Origin of the sequence: Nonomuraea recticatena, from assembly GCF_039533245.1 — a bacterium.
GTDB classification, from domain to species: domain Bacteria; phylum Actinomycetota; class Actinomycetes; order Streptosporangiales; family Streptosporangiaceae; genus Nonomuraea; species Nonomuraea roseola.
Map to the genome: position 1 here is coordinate 79,153 of NZ_BAAATE010000013.1, position 26,969 is coordinate 106,121.

The 26,969-nt window shown below is 69.8% G+C and carries 27 protein-coding genes; 17 read left to right on the plus strand and 10 right to left on the minus strand.

Going from position 1 to position 26,969, the window contains the following annotated elements; genetic code table 11:
- Positions 1–9 precede the first annotated feature (9 nt).
- From ABFX50_RS24630 to ABFX50_RS24640, 3 genes are all read right to left on the minus strand, one after another.
- Positions 10–288, minus strand: a complete 279-nt coding sequence (locus tag ABFX50_RS24630; protein ID WP_346149854.1) for a hypothetical protein — start codon at positions 286–288, stop codon at positions 10–12.
- Positions 289–380: 92 nt separating this feature from the next.
- Positions 381–506 (minus strand): hypothetical protein, encoded by a 126-nt coding sequence (locus ABFX50_RS24635; protein WP_346149697.1) that lies wholly within the window; start codon positions 504–506, stop codon positions 381–383.
- Between the two features lie 126 nt (positions 507–632).
- Positions 633–1,421, minus strand: a complete 789-nt coding sequence (locus tag ABFX50_RS24640) for an SDR family NAD(P)-dependent oxidoreductase (RefSeq protein ID WP_346149698.1) — start codon at positions 1,419–1,421, stop codon at positions 633–635.
- Between the two features lie 115 nt (positions 1,422–1,536).
- Here ABFX50_RS24640 and ABFX50_RS24645 point away from each other — a divergent pair, with 115 nt between their 5' ends.
- From ABFX50_RS24645 to ABFX50_RS24660, 4 genes are all read left to right on the plus strand, one after another.
- Positions 1,537–2,109, plus strand: a complete 573-nt coding sequence (locus ABFX50_RS24645; protein ID WP_346149699.1) for a TetR family transcriptional regulator — start codon at positions 1,537–1,539, stop codon at positions 2,107–2,109.
- Between the two features lie 65 nt (positions 2,110–2,174).
- Complete coding sequence (locus ABFX50_RS24650; protein ID WP_346149700.1) at positions 2,175–2,402, plus strand: maleylpyruvate isomerase N-terminal domain-containing protein; 228 nt, start codon at positions 2,175–2,177, stop codon at positions 2,400–2,402.
- A gap of 109 nt (positions 2,403–2,511) precedes the next feature.
- Entirely contained in the window at positions 2,512–2,922 is a 411-nt protein-coding gene (locus ABFX50_RS24655; protein ID WP_346149701.1) for a hypothetical protein, read from the plus strand.
- A 289-nt stretch (positions 2,923–3,211) separates the two neighbouring features.
- On the plus strand, positions 3,212–3,337 hold the full coding sequence (locus ABFX50_RS24660) for a hypothetical protein (RefSeq protein WP_346149702.1): 126 nt from the start codon (positions 3,212–3,214) through the stop codon (positions 3,335–3,337).
- Here the strand turns inward: ABFX50_RS24660 and ABFX50_RS24665 are convergent.
- Entirely contained in the window at positions 3,316–4,236 is a 921-nt protein-coding gene (locus ABFX50_RS24665) for a GlxA family transcriptional regulator (RefSeq protein ID WP_346149703.1), read from the minus strand. The two genes, ABFX50_RS24660 and ABFX50_RS24665, sit on opposite strands and share 22 nt — an antisense overlap.
- A 123-nt stretch (positions 4,237–4,359) precedes the next feature.
- Between ABFX50_RS24665 and ABFX50_RS24670 the strand changes: the two genes are divergently transcribed.
- The 4 genes from ABFX50_RS24670 to ABFX50_RS24685 all read left to right on the plus strand — a co-directional run bounded on the left by ABFX50_RS24670 (position 4,360) and on the right by ABFX50_RS24685 (position 8,307).
- The gene (locus ABFX50_RS24670; protein WP_346149704.1) at positions 4,360–5,565 is read left to right on the plus strand and encodes an MFS transporter; all 1,206 of its coding nucleotides are present in this window, start codon (positions 4,360–4,362) and stop codon (positions 5,563–5,565) included.
- Between the two features lie 250 nt (positions 5,566–5,815).
- A complete protein-coding gene (locus ABFX50_RS24675) occupies positions 5,816–6,571 on the plus strand; it encodes an alpha/beta fold hydrolase (protein WP_346149844.1) in 756 nt (251 codons plus the stop codon).
- Positions 6,540–6,707, plus strand: coding sequence for a hypothetical protein (locus ABFX50_RS24680; protein ID WP_346149705.1), 168 nt, complete (start codon positions 6,540–6,542; stop codon positions 6,705–6,707). The genes ABFX50_RS24675 and ABFX50_RS24680 overlap by 32 nt, the downstream gene beginning before the upstream one ends.
- A 190-nt stretch (positions 6,708–6,897) precedes the next feature.
- On the plus strand, positions 6,898–8,307 hold the full coding sequence (locus tag ABFX50_RS24685) for a hypothetical protein (RefSeq protein WP_346149706.1): 1,410 nt from the start codon (positions 6,898–6,900) through the stop codon (positions 8,305–8,307).
- 112 nt (positions 8,308–8,419) lie between these two features.
- Here the strand turns inward: ABFX50_RS24685 and ABFX50_RS24690 are convergent, their stop codons facing one another.
- Entirely contained in the window at positions 8,420–11,365 is a 2,946-nt protein-coding gene (locus ABFX50_RS24690) for a hypothetical protein (RefSeq protein WP_346149707.1), read from the minus strand.
- Between the two features lie 120 nt (positions 11,366–11,485).
- On the minus strand, positions 11,486–11,944 hold the full coding sequence (locus ABFX50_RS24695; protein WP_346149708.1) for a hypothetical protein: 459 nt from the start codon (positions 11,942–11,944) through the stop codon (positions 11,486–11,488).
- A gap of 37 nt (positions 11,945–11,981) precedes the next feature.
- Here ABFX50_RS24695 and ABFX50_RS24700 point away from each other — a divergent pair, with 37 nt between their 5' ends.
- Positions 11,982–12,581 carry a TetR/AcrR family transcriptional regulator gene (locus tag ABFX50_RS24700; protein ID WP_346149709.1) on the plus strand — a complete coding sequence of 200 codons (600 nt, stop codon included), beginning with the start codon at positions 11,982–11,984 and terminating at the stop codon, positions 12,579–12,581.
- Between the two features lie 488 nt (positions 12,582–13,069).
- Positions 13,070–14,650 carry a S8 family serine peptidase gene (locus ABFX50_RS24705; protein WP_346149710.1) on the plus strand — a complete coding sequence of 527 codons (1,581 nt, stop codon included), beginning with the start codon at positions 13,070–13,072 and terminating at the stop codon, positions 14,648–14,650.
- Positions 14,651–14,991: 341 nt separating this feature from the next.
- On the opposite strand, the gene ABFX50_RS24710 is transcribed toward ABFX50_RS24705, so the two are convergent.
- Both ABFX50_RS24710 and ABFX50_RS24715 read right to left on the minus strand, forming a co-directional pair.
- Complete coding sequence (locus tag ABFX50_RS24710) at positions 14,992–16,689, minus strand: FAD-dependent monooxygenase (RefSeq protein ID WP_346149845.1); 1,698 nt, start codon at positions 16,687–16,689, stop codon at positions 14,992–14,994.
- A gap of 35 nt (positions 16,690–16,724) precedes the next feature.
- Positions 16,725–17,585 (minus strand): SDR family oxidoreductase, encoded by an 861-nt coding sequence (locus tag ABFX50_RS24715; RefSeq protein ID WP_346149711.1) that lies wholly within the window; start codon positions 17,583–17,585, stop codon positions 16,725–16,727.
- Positions 17,586–17,717: 132 nt separating this feature from the next.
- On the opposite strand from ABFX50_RS24715, the gene ABFX50_RS24720 reads away from it, so the two are divergent.
- The 6 genes from ABFX50_RS24720 to bla all read left to right on the plus strand — a co-directional run bounded on the left by ABFX50_RS24720 (position 17,718) and on the right by bla (position 24,075).
- A complete protein-coding gene (locus ABFX50_RS24720; protein WP_346149712.1) occupies positions 17,718–18,329 on the plus strand; it encodes a TetR/AcrR family transcriptional regulator in 612 nt (203 codons plus the stop codon).
- Between the two features lie 216 nt (positions 18,330–18,545).
- On the plus strand, positions 18,546–19,313 hold the full coding sequence (locus ABFX50_RS24725; protein ID WP_346149713.1) for an SDR family NAD(P)-dependent oxidoreductase: 768 nt from the start codon (positions 18,546–18,548) through the stop codon (positions 19,311–19,313).
- A 115-nt stretch (positions 19,314–19,428) separates the two neighbouring features.
- A complete protein-coding gene (locus tag ABFX50_RS24730; RefSeq protein ID WP_346149714.1) occupies positions 19,429–20,361 on the plus strand; it encodes an NAD-dependent epimerase/dehydratase family protein in 933 nt (310 codons plus the stop codon).
- Positions 20,358–21,281 (plus strand): RNA polymerase sigma-70 factor, encoded by a 924-nt coding sequence (locus ABFX50_RS24735; protein WP_346149715.1) that lies wholly within the window; start codon positions 20,358–20,360, stop codon positions 21,279–21,281. Before ABFX50_RS24730 ends, ABFX50_RS24735 begins: the two co-directional genes overlap by 4 nt.
- Positions 21,282–21,418: 137 nt before the next feature.
- Positions 21,419–22,825 (plus strand): serine hydrolase domain-containing protein, encoded by a 1,407-nt coding sequence (locus ABFX50_RS24740; protein WP_346149716.1) that lies wholly within the window; start codon positions 21,419–21,421, stop codon positions 22,823–22,825.
- Positions 22,826–23,127: 302 nt separating this feature from the next.
- Entirely contained in the window at positions 23,128–24,075 is a 948-nt protein-coding gene (bla, locus tag ABFX50_RS24745; RefSeq protein WP_346149717.1) for a class A beta-lactamase, read from the plus strand.
- Positions 24,076–24,463: 388 nt separating this feature from the next.
- Here the strand turns inward: bla and ABFX50_RS24750 are convergent, their stop codons facing one another.
- Complete coding sequence (locus ABFX50_RS24750; RefSeq protein ID WP_346149718.1) at positions 24,464–25,627, minus strand: DUF418 domain-containing protein; 1,164 nt, start codon at positions 25,625–25,627, stop codon at positions 24,464–24,466.
- A gap of 97 nt (positions 25,628–25,724) precedes the next feature.
- Complete coding sequence (locus tag ABFX50_RS24755; RefSeq protein ID WP_346149719.1) at positions 25,725–25,919, minus strand: hypothetical protein; 195 nt, start codon at positions 25,917–25,919, stop codon at positions 25,725–25,727.
- Between the two features lie 405 nt (positions 25,920–26,324).
- Between ABFX50_RS24755 and ABFX50_RS24760 the strand changes: the two genes are divergently transcribed.
- Positions 26,325–26,888: a hemerythrin domain-containing protein gene (locus tag ABFX50_RS24760; protein ID WP_346149720.1), complete on the plus strand. Its 564-nt coding sequence runs from the start codon at positions 26,325–26,327 to the stop codon at positions 26,886–26,888.
- Positions 26,889–26,969: the final 81 nt, after the last annotated feature.

The window sequence follows — 26,969 nt, forward strand, 5'->3', positions numbered from 1 at the left end:
GCAAGACGATCAGCTGCCGGGCGGCAGCAAAATCGCCGGCATCAGCTCGCGCTGCCAACTGTCCCCGGTGGCCCAGCTCGGCAAGGAGATCGGCCAGCCGCCAAGCGGCGAAACGGTCTCCGGCCTCCGCGGTGAGATGACCCCGACCACTCCGAGCGGCTGGTATTCGATGCGGTTGGTGCCGAAACGCATGTGCCAGGCGGTATGGCGGCCGGTCGGGCGCATGAATCGACGGAGATTGCGCTCCAGGGAGGCGATGCCTTGAACGACGCCACCGAGCTCCATCATCGCGGTCTCATGTCGCGAGCGATTTCCGAAGTCGGTGTTGATCGCCTCCTCGATGGCGCTCCGCCGGGCGATCAGTGCCGCCTTGAGCCGGCTCAGATCGCTGCGCCGCGCCGCCAGGAAGGCGCTCCGTCGCGGAGGTAGGCAGCGCGCTGAACAGCGAGGATGTGGCCGAAGCGCTTCGCGTCCGTGGGCTGTGAGGTGGCTTCTGTGATGGTCATGATGTTGTTCCTTTGCCGCTGGCTGCTGGTGAGGGCGACTCCTGCTGGTGGTGGCGACGGAGGAGCAGCGCCGCCTGGGACGTGGAGTGGGGCGCCGAGTACGTGGTGGAGAGCGGCGGCCTCCGGTTAGCGGCGGGCCATCCGGCCCATGAACCGGACGATCAGGCGGCGCGGCAGGATCTTGCCGGCGAGGGCGAGCGGGCGGCCGTTGGTGATCACCGACGGGGGCGCGGAGCGGCGGTCGAGCGTGTCGAGGGCCGTCCTGACGACGTGCTCGGGGGTGGCTCGCTTCGTGCCGTAGTCGGCCGACTGGCTGCCGGCGACGTCGAAGAACTCGGTCCGCGTGGCGCCGGGGCACACGGCGAGAACGCGTAGGCCGGTGTCGTGGTTCTCCTCCCACAGCGCCTCGGTGAAGCTGAGGACGAACGCCTTGGTGGCGCCGTAGACACTCAGGTACGGGGTCGGCTGGAAGCCCAGCAGACTCGCGACGTTGATCAGGACGCCGGTGTCGGCGGAGGCCAGCGGGTCGATGTAGGCGCGGCTGAGGTCGACCAGCGCACTGACGTTCAGCGCGATCATGCTTTGCAGGCGGTCTGGATCCTCGTCCGTGAACGCGTCGTGGGTGCCGAAGCCCGCGTTGTTGACCAGTCCGGTGGCGTAGATGCCGCGGGACTCGAGTTCGGCGCGCAGCGTGCGACCGGCGTCGGGCAGGCCGAGGTCGCGGGCGACGACGCTCACCGTGACGCCGTGGGCGCGGGTGAGTTCGTCGGCCAGGTCCTTGAGCCGGTCCGCGCGGCGGGCGACGAGTACGAGATCCGCGCCGCGGCGGGCCAGCTGGCGCGCGAATTCCGCGCCGAGCCCGGAGCTCGCTCCGGTGACGATGACGATCTGACGGCGGTAGTCGACTTTGCTCATGGCATTCACACTACGCACGGATATGCACGGAGTGCAAGTTGCTACATCATGTGATCCTCCGTACCATCGGTGCATGGCTCAGAAACCGACACCCCTTCGGGAACAGACCCGCTCGGTGGTCCGCTCGCTGCTGGCTCGGACCGCTATCGAACTGTTCGCCGCCAAGGGGTTCGACAACACGACGCTGGAGGAGGTCGCCGCCGCGGCGGGTGTCTCTCGGCGGACCCTGTTCAACTACTTCCGCAACAAGGAAGACCTCGCGCTCAGCGGCCTGTCCGAGCAGGGTGAAGCGATCGCCGCGCGGCTCGCCGAGCGCCCGGTCGAGGAGGACGCCTGGACGTCACTGCGCGCGGCGTTCCAGGTGCTCGAGGACATCGAGACCACGCCTGAGCGCCGGCTCGAAATGATCACGCTCTTGTTCGGCAACGAGTCCCTGCGCGCCGGGCACGCCGAGAAGCAGGCTCGCTGGCAAGACCTGTTCGCGCCGCTGATCGAGCCGCGACTGCCCGACTCCGACCACCGCACCCTGCAGGCGCGCGCGATCGCGGCCGCGGCGATCACCTGCCTGCAGGCAGCGAACGAGGAGTGGGTGCGCCTGGGCGGACAGGTCGACCTGTTCGACCTCTACGACGCAGCGGTGCAGGCGATCCGCCGCCCGGCCTCACCACCAGAGGAGAAGATGACATGACCGATCGCCTGCCTGCGGCGGACCTACCGAACATGGCCGCCGCCCTCCGCGCCGAACGCGCCTAGATGCTGAACTGCACCAGCAGCCTCACCGACGACGAATGGACCGCGCCCAGCGCCGCAGCTGGATGGCGCATCGCCGACGTCGTCGCCCACATCGGTGCGACGGCGCGTAGCTTCTACACACCCGCCGGGCTGCGCACGATCTTCGCCGCCAGCCTCGAACGGGTGAACGAGGACCCCGTCGACCGACGGCGGGACTGGAGCCGTGCCAAGGTAGCCGTGCCAAGGTAATGGCCGAGTACCAGCGGGCCGGCCGGCGAGCCACCACGCTCCTCGACGTCGTGAGACGCACGCCCGCCGCCCGAGTGCGGGTACCGCTGGCCGACCTCGGTCGCCACCCATGGGTCTGATGATCGGCGGCGCACTCGTCTTCGACCATCACACGCACCTGCGGCACGACATGGCCCCAGCGCTCGGCCGGCCCGTGCCGCCCACCGATGCGGACAGGATGCGCGCGGTCCTGACGTGGATGATCGCCGTACTGAGCAATCAGGTCGCGCAGGCGCCAGTCGCCGGGCTCGACGCCCGCGTCGCACTGACTCTCACCGGCCCCGGCGGCGGGACCTGGTGGATCGACGAGGCAGGCGGCCTGACTCCATCCAACGGAGCGGTCGCCGCGCACGTCACCGCCCCCGCGCTGACCTTCCCCGACTGGGGCACGCAGCGGTCATCCTGGCACGACAGCGACGTCACGGTCACCGGCGACACCGAGCTCGCCGCCCGCTTCCTCGACGCCGTCAACGTCATCTGATCGGGGCGCGGGAAGCCCGCCTCCCAGGCAACCCCGGACCCCTTGTTCGCTACTTCTGGTGGCGGTGAGTTCTGGCCGGGGTGCCTCGGCTTCGAGCCAAGGCCCGGATCCGCCATGGAGGACGCATCGCGCTCGTCAGCCAGCCCCGCTCCCCCGGCGCCGACCGGGACACCACGGCCCGAGCCGCCCAAGAGCTCCAGGACATGCTCACCCAGGCCGGCTTCACCCATCTTCGGGTCGAGACCCTCGAGCTCGACCCGCCCCGTTGCCTGCGTGCTTGCATGCCGGCATGACTGCGAACAACACACCGACCAGCTTCCCCGTCGAGTTGTTCGACGGCCCGAAGGCCGACCGCTGGGCCCCGCTGCGCTCACTGGTGGAGACGGCGGCTCCTCAGCGGAAGGAGCGGCGGTAGGCGGCCGGGGTGGTGCGCAGAGCGGTGTGGAAGCGGCGCCGGAGGTTGACCGCCGAGGAGAGGCCGACGCGGGTGGCGATGGTCTCGACGGGTAGGTCGGTGTCCTCCAGCAGGGCGCGGGTGGCGGCCAGGCGACGTTCCAGCAGCCAGCGGGCGGGTGGGACGCCGAGCTGTTCGGCGAACTGGCGGGTGAGGGTACGGGGGGAGACGCCCGAGTAGGCGGCCATGTCCTCGACGGTGATCTGGTCGTGCAGGCGCGAGAGGAGCCATTCGAGCAGGGGGGCCAGGGAGTCCGGCATGGGGCCGGTGGTGGGGAGGGAAGGGTACTGGCGCTGGCAGCCCTCACGGTGCGGACCGGCGGCGAGCTGGCGGCCGATGCGCATGGCGTGGGCCGCGCCGTACTCCTGGAGGACCTGGTGAAGGCAGAGGTCGAGGGTGGCGGCCGAGGCTCCGGCGGTGGCGACGTCGCCGTGATCGACGTAGATGACGGTGTCGTCGGGGATGACGCGGGGGTGGCGGGCGGCGAGTTCGCCGGACAGTTCCCAATGGACGGAGGCGCGGCGGCCGTCCAGGAGGCCCAGGGCGGCGGGGATGAAGATTCCGGCGCAGACGGCGACGATGCGGGCGCCTCGGGCATGGGCTTGGGACACCGCGTGGAGTACGGCGGGCGAGGGGATGAGGGTCCAGCCCGCGATGACCACGGTGTCGGCGTCGTCGAGGGCTTCGAGGCCGCTGTCCACCTGGATGGGGACGCCGAGAGTGGTGGGGAGGGAGCCGGGGTGTTCGGCGCACAGGCTGAAGCTGTAGTGCTGGGGGATGTCTGGGCCGTGGTAGCCGAAGACGGCTGAGGCGGAGGTGACCGGGTAGAGCTCCTGGTTCGGGGCGACCAAGGCGACCACGCGATGCGGGTTGAGGGGCGCCGGGGGCGTTTCCGGGCAATCCAGGGGCATGGCGCAAATGTACCTAATGATGTCATTTGGGACACCGGTGCTCTGATCTGGAAAAATCCAGAATTGGGGCTCATGTGGACGAGGAGCTTCACCCTCTACTTCGGGGCCCGCACGATCTCGCTGCTCGGTGACGCGATGATGCCCGTCGCCTCGGCGCTGGCGATCGGGAAAGTCTACGGGATCGCGGGCGTCGGCTACGTGCTCGCCATCTGGACCGCGTCGGCTGTGCTGGTCATGTTGTTCGGCGGGGTCGTCGCCGACCGGATCGGCGCCCGGCGCCTGATGATCGGCGCGGACGTGGTCAGGGTCGTCACCCAGGGGGTCGTGGCCGTCGCCTTCCTGGATGGCGCTCCGCCGTACGCCCTGTTGCTGGTGATGGCGTTCTTGTCGGGGACGGCCGCCGGGATGTTCGAACCGGGCGTCAACGGCATGGTCTCCCTCGTCGCCAGGGATCCGCAGCGGGCCAACGCGACGCTGAAGATCGCCGAGGCGGTCACCCATCTGGCGGGTCCCGCACTGGCTGGAGTCCTCATCGTGGTCGCCGGGCCGGTCTTCGTCTACACGGTGGACGCCGCGACGTTCCTGGTCAGCGGGGTGTGCCTGCTGCTGGTCCGGGTCACCGTACCCAGGCCGCAGCCGTCCGACGTGCTGAGCGACCTGCGCAGGGGCTGGGAGGAGTTCAAGGCCAGGAGCTGGATGTGGTCAGTCATCCTGGTCTGGGTGTTCTGGGGCGTTCTGGTGGTCGGGCCGTACGTGCCGCTGTCGTCGCAGGTCATCGGGGCCGACTACGGCTGGGTGATGGCGACGCTCGGCCTCGGAACCGTGCTGGGCGGGCTGGTGGCGATCAGGCTCAGGCCGCGCAGGCCGCTGGCGGCCGGGGCGGTGGCGCTGAGCGGGTACGTGGCGATGCCGCTGACGGTCGCCCTCGGGCTCCCCCTGCCGCTCCTGATGGCCGGGCACCTGCTCGGGGGGTGCGCGTTGGCGTTCTGGTCGGTGATGTGGTCGACCAGCGTGCAGACGCAGGTCGCGCCGGACGTGGTGAACCGGGTCAACGCCTACCAGGTGGCCGGCTCGGTCGCGGGCATGGCAGTCGGGCAGGCGCTGGCCGGTCCGGTCGCCACACTTGTCGAACCGCGCGCCTTCATGCTGGTGTCGGCCGTGGTGACGGCCGGCGTGGTGGCGGCGCTGCTGTTGATCAAGCCGGTCAGGCGGCTGGGCCGGGACCCTCTGGAGGCCGCGGGCCAGTCGATCTCGGTCCCGGCCAGCTCGTTGACGTAGTCGGTCATCGTCTGCAGGGCGACGAGCGCGGCGGCTTGGTGGTCGGCAGGCAGCACCGCGACCTCATCGCCGGGTCCCCGGAACGGGATCAACAGTGTTTCCTGCCATCAATCGCAGGAAAGCCGCCATTCACGTATGAGCAATCCGCGGCGCGTTGCCGGACGCGTCCGTGGACGAGGCGACCAGGATGTTCTGGCCCTTGGCTCCGTGGGAATCGGCGGGATAGGCCAACCCGAAGGAGACCGTGACGATGCAGGCGACCGACAAGCCGCGCCACCACAGCCTCGACGTGGACGGACTCGAGATCTTCTACCGGGAGGCCGGGACGGCGGACAAGCCCTGCGTACTGCTGCTACACGGCTTCCCGAGCTCCTCGCACACCTTCCGGCACGTGCTCTCCCCGCTGGCCGAGGTGAGCTGGGTCATCGCCCCGGACCTGCCGGGCTTCGGGTTCTCCGCCGCGCCCGGCGTCGACGAGTACGCGTACACGTTCGCCAACCTGGCCGACACCGTCGAGGCGTTCCTCGAGCAGATCGGCGTCGACGAGTTCTTCGTCTACCTGCACGACTTCGGCGCCCCGGTCGGCTACCACCTCGCCACCCGGCGTCCCGAGCGCGTCCTCGGGCTCATCGTGCAGAACGGCAACGCCCACGAGGACGGCCTGGGTAGCCAGTGGGACAGCGCACGGGCCTTCTGGGCCGATCCTTCGGAAGCCAACCGTGCCCGGCTGCCCGAGTGGCTGAACTTCGAGGGCACTCGCGAGCAGTACCTGGGCGGGCTGCCGGAGCGGGTGCGCGTCCTCCATCCGCCCGAGCCGTGGCACCTGGACTGGGCGCGGATGTCGCGGCCCGGCAACGTCGAAGCCCGGCCACGTCGCCCGCTTCGGCGAACTGGCCGATTACCACCGGACCCGCCAACCGCCGTGCCTGCTGCTCTGGGGCCGCCACGACCCGTTCTTCGACCTGTCGGAGATCATGGGCTACGCGCGAGCGCTCGACCGGCTTGAGATGCACGTCTACGACGCCGGCCACCTCCTGCTGGAGACCCACGCACCCGAGTGCGCCGCGGCGATGAGGTCCTTCATCACCGATGTCACCGCCGAGCGCGCCATGGCTGACGGCGTCACCAAGCGTCCGTGCTGACGTATGGCCTGGTGACGTTCCGCGATCTCTGATTGCTGGGGTGAGTAGCCGGCACCGGCACTCCCATGGTCTTCCTGCGCGCCCCGTGGACCAGCCCCTCGTGATCGCCTCCGCCGTCGCGGGGCAGGCGGGCAGGCACGGTCTTCGCTGATCGCTGCGATGTCGGTCACGCGCGCTAGGGTGACGGCCCATGTTACGGCGATCATCACTCGTGCTGTGGGCGCTGGCCTTGGCGCTGACTGCGCTCCCCTACGCGATCTCGCTCACGATGGAGGGGTCCGGCTTCATCGCCATGTCGATGGCGGCGACGTGCCCGGGCTTCGAGCTCCACAGTGATGTCAGCATGGCCCTCCTGCCGCTGTACGTGGTGCCCGAACCGCTGATCGCCCTCGTCGGATTCGGCCTCTGGCTGCTCCTGGTGCGGAAGGGCAGGCCGCGGTGGGGCCGCGCGGCCGGATGGCTGGCCGCGGTGGGCGTCACCTGGCCCACCCTTCTCAAGCTCGGGTTCGCGGCGGTGGACCTGGTGGGGGACGAGGGGTGCCGGCAGACGTGGGCCCCGTTCTTCCGGGGCGCCATGTCCATCACGTGGACGGCGGGCGACGCGCTGGCGCTCGCGCTGATCCTCGTCGCGGTGAGGGTGCGCCGCACGACCCCCCGAGGCTGGATCGCCCGTACGGCGGGGGCCGTCCTCGCCGTGCTCCTCCTTGTGGGCCTGCAGACCGGGGACAGTGTCGTGGGGAAGGTGACGGAGGCGGCCGAGGAGAAGTGCCGCCCCTGGAACCTCCGCCACGGCACCAGGCCTGCCGGCCGTACGGACAGGGAGACCGCCTTCGTCTGCGTGGCGCGGAGAAACAGCCGCCTCCTGCCGCGGAGGTTCCGCGATGTGCCCGACGCCGAGCTGGTCGCCTTCGGCAGGAGCCTGTGCGGGGCGAGCATGCGCGCCGACCCGAAGGAGCTGGAACGCCTCCGTGGCGAGACCGGCGTGACCCTCGGCATCGAGACGACGCAGGCGCTGGCGCTGCTCTGCCCCGACGTGGACGCGCGCGAGCAGGCCGAGGAGAAGCGGCAGGACGCGGAGAACGACGGGTTCATCGCGACCGCGAAGAAGCGCTGCGCGAGCCTCCCGCCGCACCGGCCACGAATCAGGCCGGCGGTGCAGGGCGCGGCGTCGATGTGGTCGGACTACGGCGCGGTGACCGCCTTCGAGGGCGAGGAACCACCAGAGGGAGCTGCGCTGGACAAGGCTTTCGGCAACGACCTCGTGGGCGCGGCCGAGGGCGAGCTCGCCATCCTCACCGCCGACGAGGCGATGCACGTCTGCGTCACGGTCGAGGGGTACGGCACGCGCCCGCCCGTCGAGCGCGAGGGCTGGGAGAAGGTCGTCGAAATCGGCTACACGAGCCCCGAGGGCGAGCTGACCCATTGGGCCGAGGCCGCGGCCGACCTCCCGAACCCGCTGGTGAAGGGCCCTGGCCGCTACCGGGTCCGCGTGCACATGCGCGGCGCCGACGCCGCAATGAAGGACGACGGCGACGCCCGCCAGCGGTTCCTCGTCATGATCTTTCCGGGTTCGTCCCGCAGGACCGAGATCCTCAGGTAGTCGTCGACGAGCTCGTCAGGAACCGCGGCGTGGGGCAGACGGTGGCGAGGGAGGGTGCCGAACGTTCACCAGGGCGGGTACGGCGATGCCGTACCCGCCCTGCGCTCCAACGTCAGTGGACGCGGGTCGCATCGCAGCCGAAGAAGCGGTAGACCGCAGCTCCTGCCCCGGTGACCGTTCCCTTGACGCAGGCTTCCGCGAGCCCCGGGGTCAGGCCCGACTCCCCGGAACCGAAGTGCAGCACCATGTCGGCATCCCCATCGCGCACCGTCTCGGGGTTACCGCGCTCCAGTGAGTCCTCGACGTGTCCACGCCGGTGCACCTCGCTGCCGGTCGCCTGCCCCGTCCACGCCGCGTCGCGTGGGCCGAAGCGCACGCTCAGCGGCTGGATGGAGGTCGCGTCGAAGGCGATCGGCAGGCCGTACTCGCCGGCCTTGGTGGTCAGGACCGCGAGGGGCACGTTCGCCTCCTTCGGGTTGATCGAGTTGGGGTTCGAGCCCGGTTTGATGTTGATCGCCACCGGGATCACGCAGTCGACCGTGAACGAGGCCTCGCCGCCGTTGTTCCCCGGTTCGGGATCGGTGTCCGCGGCGGAGGCCGGAGCGACAGACGCGGCGAGCGCGACCCTCTGGTTGCCGGGCTTGTCGCAACTGAACCGGACCGTGGCCGCGAGCTCGCGGGGGCTGCCCTTGGCCAGCGCCAGGACAGGCAGGTCGGCGACACCGCCGGTGAAGCTCACGACGGCGTCCATCGGCGTGGAGGGCCCGTTGTTGGCCACCTTCACCTTCAGCGGCACCTCAGCGCTCTGCCCCACGAGCAACTGGTCGGGCGCGGTGGCGGTGAAGCCGGTCATCGCCAGGTCGGCCACGGCGACGACGCGCGTGTCCTCCTGCGCCTTGTTACCGGCCGGAGAGGGGTCGGGACCGGCCAGGTTGGCGACCTCGACCGAGGTGGCGACGGTCTTGGGCCCGCCGTTGCGGTGCACCAGATCCTCCGCCACCGCGGCGGTCACGGTGAAGCGACGCTCGCCGTGCGCCGGGATCTCACCCAGATAGCAGCCCGAGGTGGTGCAGCGAGCGTTGCTGCCGACGTACCTGAAGCCGACGGGCAGGGAGACCAGCGCCCGTACCGAGGTAGCCGGGGCGGGACCGGCGTTGCGCACGGTCACGGTGTAGACCGTCTCGGTCCCCGCCGCCACGGGGTCGGGTGAGTCGGAGACGGCCACCGAGAGGTCGGCGGTGTTCAGCTGCTCCCACAGCTGCTCGATCTCCTCTTCCAGGGGTTCCGGGTCCAGATCCGCGTCGCCGCCCGACTGGTTGAAGCGCAGCTTGATCCGGCTCCAGTCATCCGCTCCCTGCAGCGTGTCGGTCGTGCTGGTGTTCCGGCACGCGGGGGGCCTGCCGTTGGCGCCCACGGTGTCGACGTTGGCGATCACCGGGTTCTCGAACGGCGGATCGTCGCCGTCGCCGTTCCAGTCAGGGTTGGCGTCCAGGTCGTGCGGCGCCTTGGCCCCGGTGGCGTCCACGAAGATGAAGCGGTTCTCCGTGTCGCGCGGGTCGACGATCGTGTTCTCGTTGAGCATGTTCTCCGTGATCGGGGCGAGCGGAGCGCGACCGCGGTCGGAGCCGTCCAGCGCGATGCGCGGCGGCGAGAAGTCCAGGATGACCCCGCCGCCCTGCCTGGGGACGCCCGGACGGTGGTCGTAGTTCATCAGGCTCACGTGGTTGGGCTTGCACCGGTTCTCGTCGACGCCGCCGTGATGCAGGTCGAGGTTGTGCCCGAGCTCGTGGAAGACGGTGCGGCCGCTGTTGTTGTGATCGACGAAGACGCCGCCGCCGATCCGGCCCTGACCGCCCTTGGTGCACCCGGCAGCGCCCGCCACGCTGATCCCGTAGTGGAAGATGAAGCGCCTGGCCTGGTCGAAGAACTGGTTCTTGATGTCGAAGAAGGCCTGGTTGAGCCCGCAGACCTGGGTGGTTCCCTGACCGGTGAGCGGGTTGCCCCTGGCCAGGGCGCCGAAGTCGTCGGCGACCAGGCAGTCGGGATCCAGGGCGTCGGGCCTGCCGTCGTTGTCGTTGTCGGTGTTGTCACCGCAGTCGCCCGGGGGCGGGTCCTCCACGCTGCCGCTGCGGTAGAAGCAGTCGGTCACGTCGGCGCCGTCGATCGCGTCGCCGCCCCCGTTGTCCACGCCGTCGTTGCAGGTGCCCTGGGGCATCCCGGCTTCACGCAGGTTGATGTCCGGCAGTCCGCCCATGTCCAGGTGGAAAGTGATGCCGCGCTTGCCGTCGGGATTCGTCACCCCGCCCGCGTTCTCCGGCGCGGCGGCGAAGGCCGCGCGGATCTCCGCGACGCTCTCTCGGGTGGGGACGCGGTTGCCCACCCAGTCCATCTCGACGAAGAGGTCCTTGTGCCGCGGGTCCGCGCCCATCCTCGGCAGATCCACGTCGATGGTGGAGTCGGCGTTGTCGTTGTAGCCGTTGCGCTCCCAACCGTCCAGCAGCCCGTCGCCGTCGGCGTCGCCCGAGGTGGTGTCGGTGCTGACGTCGAAGCAGACCTCCACCCGCGGCTCGTCCTCGTCGTCATCCTGGTTGCCGTCGCCGATCGCGCAGGACTGCGGCCAGTTGACGTCGCCGGTCCAGCGTCCGGTGGCCAGATCGACGGTGATGTCCAGGTTGTTGTCGTTGTTGCGCGGGCTGGCGTCGCCGTTGTCGTGCCCTGAGGTGGTGTCCCAGTCCCAGATCTGGACCGAGATCGGCACCTGTGCGCGCGTGTCGGGTACGTCGTGACCCTTGGGCCAGAATGGCTCCACCAGCTCCTGGTCGTCGGGCGCCCGTGGTGTCCTGGGCAGGTCCACGCCGTCGATCCAGACCTCGGCGAAGAAGTCGGCCGCCGACTCGCCTGCCGCCTCCAGTCCCTCGTTTCGGCAGTCGTCGACGCATCTGACCTTGGTGATGGTGATCGCGACGGGCCGGGTGCCCGCCGCGTCCGCCGACGGTGTCTGCACCAGCGCGAGCATGAGCAGGCTCGCGACGAGTGCGGCAAGGTGTCGTAACCGCATGGTCCCTCCCTTGTGGGTGCTCTCGCCCACGGTGAGGGCATCGCCGCCGTCCCGCATGAGTAGGGCGTACTCAACGCCCACCGAGCAGGTTCAGCGCGCGTCTCCGTTTCCGAGTGGTTTCTAGTTGGCGTACGGCACGCCGATCGCTCGGGCGCGGACGGCCGTCACCAGCGCCTCCCCCGCCAGCCCGACGCCGATGGACAGCGACATCGGCCTCGCCTGCTCGTGCAGGCCGTATCGGGTGGCCAGCAGGCCGACGCCGATGCTCGCCCCCGCGGAGACGACCCAGACGACCAGAGTCCGCCACGTGTAGCGCTGCCACAGCACCCCTTCGCGTTCGAACAGCCCGGTCGTCGAGGCGCGCATCGCGCCGAACCCCAGCGCGACCAGGCCACTGATCACGAGCCAGAGCACGTCAACGGGCGTGAGGGCAAGGCCGGTCAGCGCGTGGATCCCCAAGCCGATCAGGACCAGAGGCGCAAGGTAGACGTCACGCGCGTTCAGCGGCTCGCCGATCATGCGCCTGACCACGACGTAGCCGACGAGCCCGACGATCAGCGCAGCATTTAGCACGGTCATGCTAAATAAATTAGCAGGGACGTGCTATAAAAGAAAGGTGCCGAAAGTCGTCGATCCTGAGGCCCGCCGCGAGCAGGTCGCGGAGGCCGTCTTCCGTGTCGTGCGCCGCGACGGGCTCGAACAGGCCTCGCTGCGCAACGTCGCGGAGGAGGCGGGGCTGGCCATCGGCTCGGTCAGGCACTACTTCGCGGGGCACAGCGAGTTGATGGTCTTCGCGATGCAGGCGATGAACGAGCGCGTGGTGCGGCGGCTTCTCGAGCACGTCGAGAAGCTGGAGAGCACCGACGACCGCCTTCCCCTCGTGGAGTCGATGCTGGCCGAACTGCTCCCCCTCGACGAGCGGCGGCGCGAGGAGGCCACGATCTGGCTGGCGTTCGCGACGGCCGCCCGTACCCGTCCCGAGCTGCGCCCGCACGCCGAGGAGAGCTACGACGGCCTGCGCCGCCTGGTCTTCAAGGTGCTGGACGGCGCGCACAGGAGTGACCGCCTACGGGAGGGCGCCGACCTGGCGGTGGAGGTCGAGCGGCTCTGTGCGCTGATCGACGGACTGACCGTGCATGCCGTCCTGCACCCCGATCGCATGGACGCCGAGGCCATGGCCAGGGTCCTACGCCACCACCTCCAGAGCCTCACCTGATCAGCGCGCGGGATCACCTCGATCTCCCGCGCCCGCCCGGCCTGCCTGGCACCTCCCCTTACTCACAGGGCCCACGGGCGGTGCCACGAGCTCCTACCTCTCCACGCCGATCGCCACGCGGGACTCCTCGGGCCCGGCCGGCCGGGCGAATCCCGCGGTACGGCACACCGGCCAGGTAACGCTCCCACTCTGCACGCGCACGGGCGCAGACCGCAGACCGCAGACCGCACAGACAACCCCAGTCGACCGACAGGAAGCCTGCGCCACACCGCCCGGACCAAGGCGCCGGGCCCCGGGTCAGCGGCGGTCACTTCCGCCGCCTTCACCACTTCCGCTTCTCAGACAAGCGCCCGGCGAAGCCGTCCAGACGACACCGGCTGCCAGTCGGGACGACACGAGCGTGACCTGCACAGGCGAAGAGAGCGAGAACCCGATCGCGGACTTCGACGAAGAGGAAGAGATCGTTTCCTTCACCTGTGAGGCATGTCATGACATTAGGCAAGTCGCTCATCGCCGTACTCCTGACCGGGGCGGTCGGCATGACGCCCGCCCAGGAACCGTCGCCCCCGACCACGCAGGCCGGCACGGCCAAGGCGAGTGGGGTCACCCTGATCACCGGCGACCGCGTCGTGGTCACCGGTGGCGGACACCGTGTCGAGCCTGGACCCGGCAGGCAGGTGGACTTCACGAGCCAGGTGCGCGGAGGGCACCTGTACGTGATCCCGTCCGATGCCCATGCGCTGATCGCCCAGGGGGTGCTGGACCGGCGGCTGTTCGACGTCACCCAGCTGCTGGCCTGGGGGTACGGCGACGCCGACACCCCCGACATCCCCGTGATCTCGCAGGCGGCGGACGGCCAGGCCCTGGCACCTCAGGGCGTGCGGCAGACCCGCAGGCTGCCCAGCCTCGGGATGAGCGCGTCCAGCGTCCCCAAGGCCGGCGCAGCGCAGACGTGGAAGGACCTGACCGGCGGAGGGGCCCGCGCCCTGGCGGCGGGCACCACCAAGCTGTGGCTGGACGGCCGACGGTCCTATTCTCTGGACCAGAGCGTCAAGCAGATCGGCGCCCCCCAGGCGTGGCAGCAGGGCATGACCGGCAAGGACGTCACCGTCGCCGTGCTCGACTCCGGCTACGACCCCGACCATCCCGACCTGAAGGACGCGGTGGTCCAGGCGCGCAACTTCAGCGAGGACCCCGACATCCGCGACACTCTCGGTCACGGCACCCACGTCGCCTCGATCGTCGCGGGAAGGGGCGAGAAGTACCGAGGGGTGGCGCCGGAGGCGAAGCTGGCGATCGGCAAGGTGGGCACCGCGTCAGGCCCCACCGACTCCGCCATCCTGGCGGGCATGGAATGGGCGGCGGTCGAGGTCAAGGCCAAGGTCGTCAACATGAGCTTCGGCGATGTGGACAGCCTGGAGCTCGACCCGCTGGAGCAGGCGGTCAACACGCTGTCGGAGCGGACCGGCACCCTGTTCGTCGCCGCGGCCGGAAACAGCGGTCCCAACGGCAAGGTCGGCAGTCCCGGGAGCGCCGAGGCCGCGCTCGCCGTGGGAGCCGTGGACAAGCAGGACCGGTTCGCCGACTTCTCCAGCGTGGGGCCGCGGGTGAGCGACCATGCGATCAAGCCGGACGTCACCGCGCCAGGTGCGGACATCGTGGCCGCCGCGGCCTCCGGCACGGCCGACGGCCCCTACGTGGCCTACAACGGCACCTCGATGGCCTCGCCCCACGTGGCAGGAGCGGCCGCGATCCTCGCCCAGCGGCACCCCGACTGGACGGGCGCGCAGCTGAAGACCGCGCTCATCGGCAGCGCCAAGCCGTCGAACGATGCGACGCTCTACCAGCAGGGCGCCGGGCTGGTCGACCTGGTGCGCGCGCTCAAGCAGGAGGTCGTGGCCACACCGGGCAACGTGTGGGCCTCCTTCCCGTGGAACGGCACGGGCGAGCGGGCGACGACCAGAACCATCACCTACGCCAACACCGGTGACACCCCGATCAGCCTCGACCTCGCCGTCGACGGCGAAGTGCTGAACCTGTCCGCCGACCGGGTCTGCGCGCGGTGGTGACCGACGCCACGGGCGCCGGCCTGACCCAGACGATCACTCGGGCGTACGCCGTGGGCTGATCCCCAGCCTCCGGTACGGCTGAGCGCGCAGCCGTACCAGAGCACCGCGGTTCCTGCCGAGGCACCGTGGGCGGACCCCGCATCACTTGATCGCCTACATCGTGGCCGTTCCCGAGCGCCCCACGCCGTGAAGGGGTCACACTGCGCGAGCGGACCTTGTGGCGACTGCTGCATGAGCCGGTGGCCTGACCCGGGCCTGGCCCCGGATCGACATGGTCGTGGGCCGGGCCAGGCCGGGCCGGGCCAGGCCGCCGGTCGTTCAGTCTCGATCGGGTCGTCGGTTCAGGGCGTGCCGAACCAGCGAGAGAGTGCTTCTCTCAGGGCGGGCGCGGCGGTGCCGGCGGGCTCGTCGATGGTCGCGGCCCAGGCGATGTGGGCGTCCGGGCGGATCAGCAGCGCGTCGGCCGGCCGCTGGTCGGTTTTGGCGGTGCGGACGTCGACGCGATGCTGCCATTCTTGTGCGACCTGACGGACGTCTGGGCGGTCGGCGAGGTCGAGGAGGATGGGCCTCGTTGTGTGCATGAGTTCCGCGACGCTGGTCACGCCCTGGTCGGTGTGCAGGGTGAGGTCGGGGGCGAAGGTGCCGGCCAACGCCTGGTGGTCGGAGCCCGGCATCGGGTAGCGGATGTCAGTGCCGGCGAGCAGCGCTCCCATACGGCGCAACGGCTGCTCGTCTGCGAGTAGTTCCTGGAAGACCTCCCGCAGCGCCTCGGCGGCCGGGTCGTGTCCGCGCCGCAGCGCCACCTGGGCTCGGGTGTGCAGCATGGTGCGGGCGCCGGCGAGGTGGCGTTCGCCGTGGTAGGTCTCCAGCAGGCCGGGCGGGGCCCAGCCGTGGATGTCGGCGGCCAGCTTCCATGCCAGGTTCACCGCGTCGAGCATGCCGGCGTTGATCGCCACACCCGTGGCGGGGAACAGATGCGCCGCATCTCCCGCCAGCAGGATCCGCCCGTCACGGTATCGCTCGGCCTGCCGAGCCTTGAAGGTGAACCGCGAGAGCCGAACCGCTTCTCCCAGGGGCAGATCCACGCCGATCACGCGGCGGAGGCTGTCCTGGAGTTCGGTCACGGTCATCGGGGCGTCGTCGTCGTATTCGGTGCTCTCGTCTTCGACGGTGTAGAGGGAGACGACAGCGGAGGCGGGCGATGCGGCGACTCCGAGGAGACCATGATCCGTACGGGTGAAGCCCGCGCGGATCGTGCCGAAGCCGGGGACGTCGAGATCGCCGTTGCCGAGTATGGTCACCGTTTCGGGCAGGGTGACCTGGGCCAGCCGGTTGACCTCCGGATAGGTGGTGCCGGGGAAGCCGATGCCGGCCCAGTCACGGACCCGGCTGCGTGCGCCGTCGCAACCCACGAGGTAACGGGTGGTCACCCGGTACGGCCCGTCCGGACCCCGCACCTCCACAGTCACCGCGGCGTCGTCCTGGCTCGCCCCGACCACCTGGTGTCCGCGTCGGATGTCGACACCGAGTTCGCCGGCGCGTTCGTCGAGCAGCCTCTCCAGCAGCTGTTGCGGGAGCGGCAGGGCGTGCATCGGAGGATCCGCCAGCTGGGTGAAGTCCAGATGCACGCCGCCGAACGGGAATCGGGGCGCCGGGACAGGATCGGTGCAGGCCGCTTCGAACCGTTCCAGCAAGCCCCGGTAGCGCAGCAGCTCCAGGATCTGCCCGCCGAGGCCACCGGCCTTGGGGGTGTCCCGGCGCTGTGGCTGCCGCTCCAGCACCAGCGGTCGTACCCCGGCCAGGCGCAGCTCATTCGCCAGCATGAGGCCGGTCGGGCCGGCCCCCACGATGATCACATCGGCGTCCGACATCGGCCGCTCCCCTCCCAGGCTTTCGTCGCGTCCGCGCGCGACCCGATCGTCAACAACGTGATGCTGCATGTCGATGGCCTTCCAATCGTGTCGTTCGGTCCCAGGAGTCTGGCCTATGTCACGGGAGAAGCCGCAACCGAGCCTCCGTCTCGTGGGCCACCGCGTCATCGGCGGCACCCCCGGGACCTGCTCGGACCCGCCGGTCAACCGGCGCTTTCGGGGGCGGGGACGGCGTGTTCGGCGGCGCGGCTGACCTGCTCCCAGGCGGCCCAGGTCTCCATCCGCCGCCGGGAGATGTCGAAGGCCAGGTCGTAGACCATGCTGCCGAGCAGCAGCCGCAGCGGCGGGTCTTCGCTGTCGACCAGCTTCAGCAGCGCCTCGGCGGCCAGGCGCGCCTCACTGTCGATCGAGCCCTCGGCCCACTGCTTCTCCAGCTCGGCGCGCAGCGGGCCGTACGCCTCCAGAGGCGACGCCGTCGTCATGCTGGTGTACAGGTCGGTCCAGTAGCCGCCGGGCTGGACGATGCTGACCTTGACGCCGAACGGCGCGGCCTCCATCGCCAGTGCCTCGCTCATGCCCTCGAGCGCGAACTTGCTCGCGCTGTACATCCCGGTGCTCGGGAAGCCGCCCAGAGCGGCGATGCTGGAGACCTGCACGATGTGGCCGGACCCCTGGCCGCGCAGAGGCGGCAGGGCGGCCTGGCAGACCCACATCGCCCCGAAGAGATTGACCTCCAGTTGGGCGCGCGCCTCGGCCTCGGTGAACTCCTCGACCATGCCCGAGGACATGGTCCCGGCATTGTTCACCACGATGTCGAGCCGGCCGAAGTGCTCGACGGCGCTGTTCACGGCGGTGAACACCGCGTCGCGGTCGGTCACGTCCAGGGGAAGGACAAGGAGCCGATCTCCGTACCGGTCGTCGAAGTCCTGTCGGGTGATGGTGCGGGCGGCGGCGGCCACCTGGTCGCCGCGCTCCAGCGCGGCGAGGGCGAGAGCACGGCCCAGGCCGCGGCTGGCTCCCGTGATGAACCAGGTGCGGGAAGAGACGGTATCCGGGGTGCGCATGTGCGGAACTCCAAGGGGTTGCGTTTCACCTATTCGAGACGAGCCGTCTCGTCTCGAAGCATGACCGTAGCGCTTTCCCGTTGCCGAGTCAAGACGGACCGTCTCGTCTAGTTATTTGTTAGGTTTGACGGCATGACGACACAGCGCAAGGCCCTCTCCGGCTCGGCCCGCCGGAACGAGGCCTCCCACCGGGCCATCCTCGCCGCGGCGTTCGAGCTGGTGCAGGAGGTGGGATACGCCAAGCTGAGCATCGAGGGCATCGCGGCCCGAGCCGGCGTCGGCAAGCAGACGATCTACCGTTGGTGGCCCTCCAAGGGGGCGGTCCTCTTCGATGCCTTCCTCATGCTCAGTGAGCAACCGGACGGCGAAGGGGCCGGCCTGCCCGACACCGGTGATCTGGAAGCGGACCTGAAGGCGGTACTCAGGGCCACGATCGAAGAACTCAACGATCCGCGCTACGACGAGGCTATGCGCGCCCTGAACACGGAGATCACGCATGATCCGGCGCTCGCCGCTCTCTACGCGGAACGGCTGGACGGCCCGATGAGAGAACTGAAGAGACAACGCCTGCGCAGCGCGCAGCGGGCCGGGCAGCTGGCCGAGGACCTCGACCTCGACGTGGCGGTCGACCTGCTGTGGGGACCACTGCTCAACCGATGGCTCCAGCGCAGCGGAGAGCTCACCCCCGGCTACGCCGACAGCATCGTCGAGACCGCACTGCACGGTCTGCGCCCGCGTAGCTGAGGCTCGCGCGACATCCCCTGAGTTCCTTCGCGTCTGTCCCACGCCGGACCTGGGCTGAGGTGTCGGCGCTTCGGAGCCTGCCTGATCATTCCACCGGCAGGCTGCGCCGCCACAAACTTTTTCTGTCGGCATGTCACAGGTGGCTGGGCTGTCTCGTCTCGGGTCTCGAAGACAGGTCCTGACAAGAACACATCATTCGACAGCAAGGAACCGGGCATGAGCGAGCAGACCACCCACCAGAAGATCGCGTTGATCACCGGGGCGAACAAGGGGATCGGCCGTGCGGCTGCCGAGCAGCTCGCCGCGCTGGGCATGACGGTCCTGATCGGCGCCAGAGACCCGCGGCGCGGCGAGGAGGCCGCTGCGGCGCTGCGCGCGGCAGGCGGCGACGCCCACGCGCTCGCCCTGGACGTCACCGACCAGGCCACCGCCCGGACGGCCGCGACGCAGGTAGAGGAGCGCTTCGGCCACCTCGACGTGCTGATCAACAACGCCGGCATCACCGGCTCAGGGCAGGTCTCGCCCCAAGACGCCTACGATCAGATCCCCAGCTCCGTCGACCTGGACATGGTCCGGGCGGTGTTCGAGACCAACGTCTTCGGGGTGATAGCGGTGACCAACGCCATGCTGCCGCTGCTGCGACGGTCACCGGCGCCGCGCATCGTCAACGTCAGCAGTCACGCCGCGTCGCTGACCCTCACCAGCGACCCGGCCGGCCCCTTCACCGCACTGCTGCCCTCGGCCGCGTACACGCCGTCCAAGAGCGCGCTGTCCGCGCTGACCGTGCAGTACGCCAACGAGCTGCGGAAGGACGGCATCCTGGTCAACGCCGTCGCCCCCGGCTTCGTCGACACGGACAGCAACAACCACAGCGGACACCTCACCCCCGCGCAGGGCGCCGCGGTCGTGGTGCGTCTGGCCACGCTCGGCGCGGACGGGCCGACCGCCGGGTTCTTCAGCGAGGACGGCCCTGTGCCCTGGTGATGGTAGCCCCGGACCGCCGCAGGCGGACGGTGTGGACGGCCTCGGTGAGGCCCTCGGCGAGCGCTGTCTCGTCTCGGGCTTCGAAACAGATGGTGGGATGAGGAAGGTGATGGTCATGCGGGTGTTCGTGGCCGGTGGGACCGGGGTGCTGGGGCGGCGGCTGGTGCCGCAGCTGGTGGCCAGGGGTCACCGAGTGACGGCTACCACGACGAGCGCGACCAAGCTGGGTCTGCTGGAGCAGATGGGCGCCGAGGCGGTCGTGATGGACGGGCTGGATGCGGCGTCGGTGGGCGAGGCGGTGGCCAAGGCCCGGCCGGAGGTGATCGTGCACCAGATGACCGCGATCTCCACGGCGCACGCAGGCAAGCCCGACATGAAGCACATGGATCGGTGGTTCGCCGGCACCAACCGGCTGCGCACCGAGGGGACGGACCACCTGCTGGCCGCCGCGGAGGCGAGCGGCACGACCCATTTCGTCGCGCAGGGCTACGCCGCTTGGAACGGCATCCGTGAAGGCGGCTGGGTGAAGACCGAGCAGGACCCGGTGGACCCGATGAGGGGGACGCCGGCGGAGCCGGGGATGAGGGCTCTCGGCCACGTCGAGGACGTGGTCGTCAAGGCCGGCGGCGCGGTCCTGCGATACGGCTGGTTCTACGGGCCCGGCGCCACCGACGACCTGGTCGAGCCCGTGCGCAAGCGGCAGTTCCCTGTGGTGGGAGGCGGCGCCGGCCACTGCTCGTGGGTGCATCTCGACGACGCGGCGAGCGCTACCGTCCTGGCTGTGGAGCAGCGGGCGAGAGGGGTGTTCAACATCGTCGACGACGAACCGGCTCCGGCCGTCGAGTGGCTGCCCCATCTTGCCGCGTGCGCGGGAGCGAAGCGGCCGATGCGGGTCCCCACCTGGCTGGCCCGGCCGCTGGCGGGCGAAGTGGCGGTGACGATGATGACCGAGGGGCGCGGCTTCTCCAACGCCAAGGCCAAACGGGAGCTCGGCTGGAAGCTGCGCCACCCCTCCTGGCGCCAAGGCTTCAAGGAGGAGTTGGCATGAGCAGGGCCGAGGAGTTCCAGGAGCTGCGGCCGCTGCTGTTCTCGATCGCCTACCGGATCCTGGGCAGCGTGAGCGAGGCCGAGGACGCGGTCCAGGAGACCTGGCTGCGTTTCGGAGCCTCGCCGACACAGCCCACGTCGACCAAGGCCTTCCTCTCGGCCGCGGTCACCCGGATCTCGATCGACGTGCTGCGCTCGGCCCGCGTCCGGCGGGAGGAGTATGTCGGTTCGTGGTTTCCCGAGCCGCTGCTGGCCGACCCTTACGAGGATCCTGAGCGGTCGGCGGAGCTGGCCGACTCGGTGTCGATGGCGGCCCTGTTGCTGCTCGAGCGGCTCAGCCCGCTGGAGCGGGCGGTCTTCGTGCTGCGTGAGGTGTTCGGGTTCGGCTTCCCGGAGATCGCCTCGGCGGTGGACCGGTCGGAGGCGGCATGCCGCCAGCTGGCGGTGCGGGCTCGCCGCCACATGGACGAGGGCAGGCCCCGGTTCGAGGCCGACCGGCGCGAGCGCGAGGAACTCGCCGAGCGCTTCTTCGACGCCTTCAGGGAAGGAGAGGTCGCCGGGCTGCGTGAGCTCCTCGCCGCAGACGTTCACATGGTCAGCGACAGCGGCGGCAAGGCCCCCCAGTGGGGCACGGGCATCTTCGGCGCCGAGAACGTGGCCCGGGTGCTGGCCGCGATCGTCCCGCCGTTCGCGCGGATCGGCGGCGTCGTGGAGCCGCACGAGGTGAACGGCCAGCCGGGCGCGATCTTCCGCGACCGGGACGGCAAGGTCCTCAACACCTGGACGCTCGACATCCTCGACGGGCGGATCCAGACGATCCGCACGGTGATCAACCCCGACAAGCTCGGGCACGTCGGCCCCGTGGCGGACGCCTGGGCGGTCCTCCGTGAGGCGAACCAGGCCCGCCGTCCCACCGACTGACCGCAAGAGCGTTCCAGACCAGGGGTGCCGGGCGGGGGGTGAACCCTGGGTGTCGATCAGGAGTGGCGGCTACCCGTAAGAAACTCACGGGAGTTCCGCAATGGTCGCGGGCCAGGTGGCGTCAATAGCGTCGAAAGGTGCTGAGAAATACCTTTACCGCCCTCTGTCTGGCACTTCTCCCCGCCTCCGGCCATCTCCCGCCACCCGGCATCACGCCCGCGGCAGTGGACGAGTTCGTCGCGCAATACCGTGAAGCGACGGGGTTGCCCGGGGCCGCGGTCGCGATCACCAAGGGGACGGAGGTGGTCCACGCCGCCGGCTACGGCCGAACGGCCGCCGGCGACCCCGTGACGGCCGACACCCCCATGGCCGTCGCGTCGGTCAGCAAGTCCATGACCTCCCTCGCCGTCATGCGGCTGGTGGAGCAGGGCAAGGTCGAACTCGACAGGCCGGTGCGCGGCTACCTGCCCGAGTTCACGATGGCGGACCCCAGAGCGGCCACGATCACCGTACGGCAGCTGCTCAACCAGACCTCAGGCATGGCCGACTCGACCTTCCGCGAGAAGAGCCTGCCGCAGCCCCGCACCCTCGAAGGCGCCGTGGCGCGGCTCAGGACGGCGAAGCTCGCCTCGGAGCCGGGCACCGCCTTCAGCTACCACAACACCAACTACCAGGTCGCCGCGCGGCTGGTCGAAGTGGTGAGCGGACGGCCGTTCGCGGCCCACCTGCGATCACAGGTGTTCGCGCCGCTCGGCATGCGCCACAGCACCACCGTCGACACCGACAGGGACCTGCCCGGCAGCGCCCGCGGCCACCTGTACGTCCTCGGCCAGGCGGTCGCCCTGCCGGAGCCCACCGCGTTCGGCAACGGCTCGGGCGGAGTCCTCAGCACGGCCAACGACATGGCCCGCTGGCTGATCGCGCAGCAGGACGGCAGCCTCTCCCCTGCGAGCCTCAAGGAGATGCGCACGCCCTCCGAGCAGGACGACACGTACGCGCTCGGGTGGTCGATCGGCAAGACCGAGCGCGGCACGCCTGTCATCGAACACGGCGGCGATCTCTTCACCTCGACGGCCTATCAACTGCTCATGCCGGAGTCCGGGTACGGCGTCGCGGTCATGGCCAACACGGGCATGGCCTTCGCCGACGCCGAAGCGCTCATGGAGGGCATCGTCGACCTGATCGAGGGAGGCAGGCCCGAGATCCCCTCCCTGCCGCCCACGCTGGTGACCGACCTGGTGTTCGTGCTGCTGACCCTGGCGACCGTCGGGCTGGCCGTGCGTGGTGTGGCCCGCTCACGGCGGTGGCCCGCCCGCCGTACGGGGTGGCAGCGGTGGCGGCTGCTGCCGTACCTGGCGCCGGTGGCGCTGTGCGCCGCGGTCACCCCGATCTTCCGCGTGCTCGCCAGGGGCAGTGACATCATGTGGGTTCAGGTGGCCTATCTCTACCCGACCTTCATGATGTGGCTGGTGGCCGCCGCGATCGCCTGCACGGCGGTGGTGGCCGCACGCCTCTTCAACGCCGTACGGCTACGCCGTCGCTGACTCGTGCAGATACCCCACTCTCGGCTCGTCCGTCCTTTCCGCCCGCACCACCGCCGACGATGCCGCCGAGCTGGGCATCGCCCCCGCCACCCCCTGCTCGTCGAGACGCGATCCATCATCGACCAGCGCCGCGACCCGTCGCCCCGCCTCCCGCCTCCCGCCCACCGAAGCCGGCCGCGTAGGTCCTGACGAGGACTCATACGTGAACCGCTATCGATCGCCTCCTGGTCTCGCTATTAGACACGATGTGATCGCGTCTGCTTGGCTCCTGCTCTCTGACAGACGACGAACGAGGATCTGACATGCGAGACTTCCGTGCCCGCCGGCTCGGCGCCGCGCTGTCCGCGACGGCCCTGCTGAGCTCCCTCCTGTCCGGTGGCGTCCTCGGCGCGGGCCCTGCCTCCGCCGCGACGGTGGTGACGGCCCCCGGGGCGGTTGCCGGAGAAGCCCACGTCAAGAAGGAGCTGCGCGAGCTGGAGGCGTCCTTCAAGGGCCGCATCGGCGCGTACGCGATGGACACGGCCACCGGCAGGACGGTGGCCTACCGGGCGGGCGAGCGCTTCCCGATGCTGTCCACCTTCAAGGCCCCCCTCTGCGCGGCCGTGCTGCACAAGGCGCGCACGTCCGAGCCCGGCCTGTTGGGCAGGCTCGTCAAGTGGACGGCCGCCGAGATGACGCCCGGCTCGCCGGTCACCGAGAAGCACCTCGAGGACGGCCTGACCGTCGCCCAGCTGTGCGAGGCGGCCGTCACCATGAGCGACGGCACCGCGTCCAACCTGCTGCTGAAGGAGATCGGCGGGCCTGCGGGCCTGACGAGGTACTTCCGTACGCTGAAGGACCCGATCTCCCGGATGGACCGCTGGCATCCCCAGCTCAACGACTGGACCCCGAGGGAGAAGCGCGACACCACCACCCCCGCGGCCATCGGCGGCGACCTGCGCGTGCTCACGACGGGCCAGGCGCTGCACGCCAAGGACCGCGAGCAGCTCATCGCCTGGCTGCTCGCCAGCAAGACCGGCGCCGCGCGCATCCGGGCCGGCCTGCCCAAGACCTGGACGATCGGCGACAAGACCGGCACCAACTCCGACGGGTTCGGCGGCGGCAACGACATCGCCGTCATCTGGCCAGAGAAGGGCGCCGCTTCTCTCATCATGGCGATCTACACCAACCGCGCTCCCGGCCTCGCCACTGACAACACGACCATCGCGAAGACCGCCACCATCCTGGCCCGAGGCCTCGGCAAGCTCTGAGAACTCCCCCTGATCGGCACCCGGGTGCGCCAAGCGGCCCAGCTTCCCGGGTCGCGGTGGCCACGGCTTCGGCCGAGACGCGTCAGGTGCTCACCGTCCTGGCCCGAGTACGGCCCGGTGGATATCGGGCCACACCATGGTCGCGATGCGGCCACCTCACCGGCGTCGACGGGCTGGAAGCTGACTCCGCTGGGCATCACGATCACCGGCAGTCACCGCTGGCTCGTGCACATCCAGACGATGAGCTCGTGAACTGGGTCGCACGCTGGATCGTCCACGGCAGGCCAGAGCGTTCCCCGAGCTGCTCACAGGCCAACTTCGCCCGATAGTAGGGTATGTCCACCCGGCCGACGCCGGCAGGACCGCATCCGCCTTTCAGCGCTCTGGATCAGCGGTAGGTGAGGCGGCGGAGCAGGATCTCGGCGGGACCTCGATATCCGGCTCTTCGCATGAGGTCGGCGATGACCAGCGACAGCAGCCAGGTCGCGATTGCTACTCCGGTGGCGACGGCCAGGCCGAGGTCGTCCTCGAGGCCCAGGCCGTACGGGTAGAAGAGCGCTATGAAGACGACGGACTGGAGGAGATAGAGGCTCATCGAGCGCTGCCCCATCGCCTGGAGCGCCGTTGTCAGGCGGTTGTTCCTCCGGGTGGCCCACGGCGTCAGCAGGGCGACGATTCCCGCCATGGCTATTCCGCCGAAGTAGCCGGTGAGCGGCTGTGCGATCGCGGCGGCCCACAGCGCGCCCGCCGACGGATCGGCCCACATGTCGGCCTGGATGAGGGCGACGGGGAGGGAACCGGCCACGGAGAGGGTCGTCATGATCACTGCGGTGCGGATCAGGAACGTCCGATGGCGTGCCGGCTCTTCCAGGATCTGGCGCCTGGCCGCCCAGATCCCGAACAGCACCCCGGGAACGACCATGATGACGCCCGCGACAAGGCCGAAGGGCCAGGCCTGGAGCCGGTCGAGTAACAGCTCTACCGGGCCTCGCGTCCCCGCCGCGACGCTTCCCGCCGCATAAGTGGAGACGTCCCGCGACATCGGAAACCACATGGCGGCCCCGACCATGAGGGTGGCGGGCACCAGGCTGAGCCCCGCCACCCAGAGGAGCGTCGAGTCCTTGGCGCGCAGCATGCCAGCGACAAGGACGCCGGCGACGCCGTACACGGCGAGGATGTCGATGGGGACGAGCAACACCATGTGCGCGAACCCGATCGCGGCAAGCCACCACCCCCTGCGCCGCAGCAGCTTGCGCGCGGTCACCCAGTCGGCGCCGCGCCCTGTCTGCCGGTTCAGGAGCTGGACCAGCGCGTAGCCGAACAGAAACGCGAACATCGGCCGTGCGTGGTTGCTGACGAAGAGCACGTGGAAGAATTCCGCGATCTCATTGAGTACGGCAGGGCCCAGGCCCACTTTCGTCACGAATAACGGCGCGTGCGCGAAAGCGATGGCCAGCAGCATCACGCCCCTGGCCAGGTCGGGTGCCGGCGCTCTGGCGGACGGATCGAGCGATGCATACGACCGCGCCGATGCCTCGATTGCCCTGCTCATCATCGATCTCCCGTCTCGGACAACTTTCCCCAGGTCACGAACGTAACGAGACGGGCCGGCCGGCCGGAATGGTGCTGAGCCCAGAGTTGGGGTGGAGTTAGATACACCCGGTCAGGTGCCGGCCTCCGCGCGGGTTGCTGAAGGCGAACCCGCCGCTGGCATCGAGAACGGGCGGGCCGGAGAACATCGCCTGCGTTCGCGCGTGTACGGCGGCGCTCTCCTCAGGCATGGCGGTGATGCGGGTGAGGAGCACGAAGAAGTTCCCCGCGGCCCGGAGGGTGGGTCCTGGCATGGCTTGGATCCGCGAGCGAGCGCGTCAAGAAGTCGCCGCCGCCCTCGCGACGTGGACGGTGTTGGTCGTCGGCCGCCCCTGCATCGGTCGGTATGCAGCCTGACCAGCGTCGCCGTCGTTGAGATCCAGGCGAGCGACAAGTACGGATCAAGATGCTGTTGTCCGCCGCCGTGGCGCGTTGCCGTCAATGGGCACAGCGCCCTCCAATGAGCGGAAGCGTGCCGCACGCCCTCTTGCACGGGAGCACTGCGGTCGCTGGCCGCCTGGGCGAGACGCTGTTTCGGCCAAGGCGGCCCTGCCGAGCAACGACACAAGGATCATGAATGATCAGACAAGACAGGCCGACCGACGACGGACTGGTCGACCTCACCTTCACCCTGCCCGCCGACCTGCGAAAGGCCTGACATGGACGAGCGGAACGACGTCATCGCGGTGCTGGTCACCGACCACCGCGAGGTCGAGCAGATGTTCACCGAGCTCGAGCAGATGTCCGAAGGCGCGGGCGAGCAGGCCAAGACGCTGGCCGAGAAGGTGGTCATCGAACTGGTCCGCCACGCCGTCGCCGAGGAGGAATACCTCTATCCCACCGTACGCGAACACGTGCCCGACGGCGGCCAGCTGGCCGATCAGGAACTCGCCGAGCACGCTGAGGCCGAACAGACAATGAAGACACTGGAGCGGCTGGAGCCCTCTGATCCTGAGTTCTGGCCCACCCTGCGCCAGCTGATGGAGCAGATCCGCCACCACATCGAGGGAGAGGAGAACAACCTGTTCCCGCGGCTGCGTCAAGCCTGCCCCGAAGAGCAGCTCGTCGAACTGGCCGGCAAGGTGCAGCAGGCCAAGAAGATGGCCCCGACCCGGCCACATCCGGCAGCGCCGGACACGCCGCCCGGCAACAAGCTCCTGGCGCCAGGAACGGGACTGGTGGACCGCATGCGGGACGCGCTCACCGGACGAGGACGGTCCTGAACCTCATTCCTGACAGACACCAGGACATCTACCAGCTGGCGATTCTTCGTCGATGCACTGTTCGACCGCTCGACGAGGTCT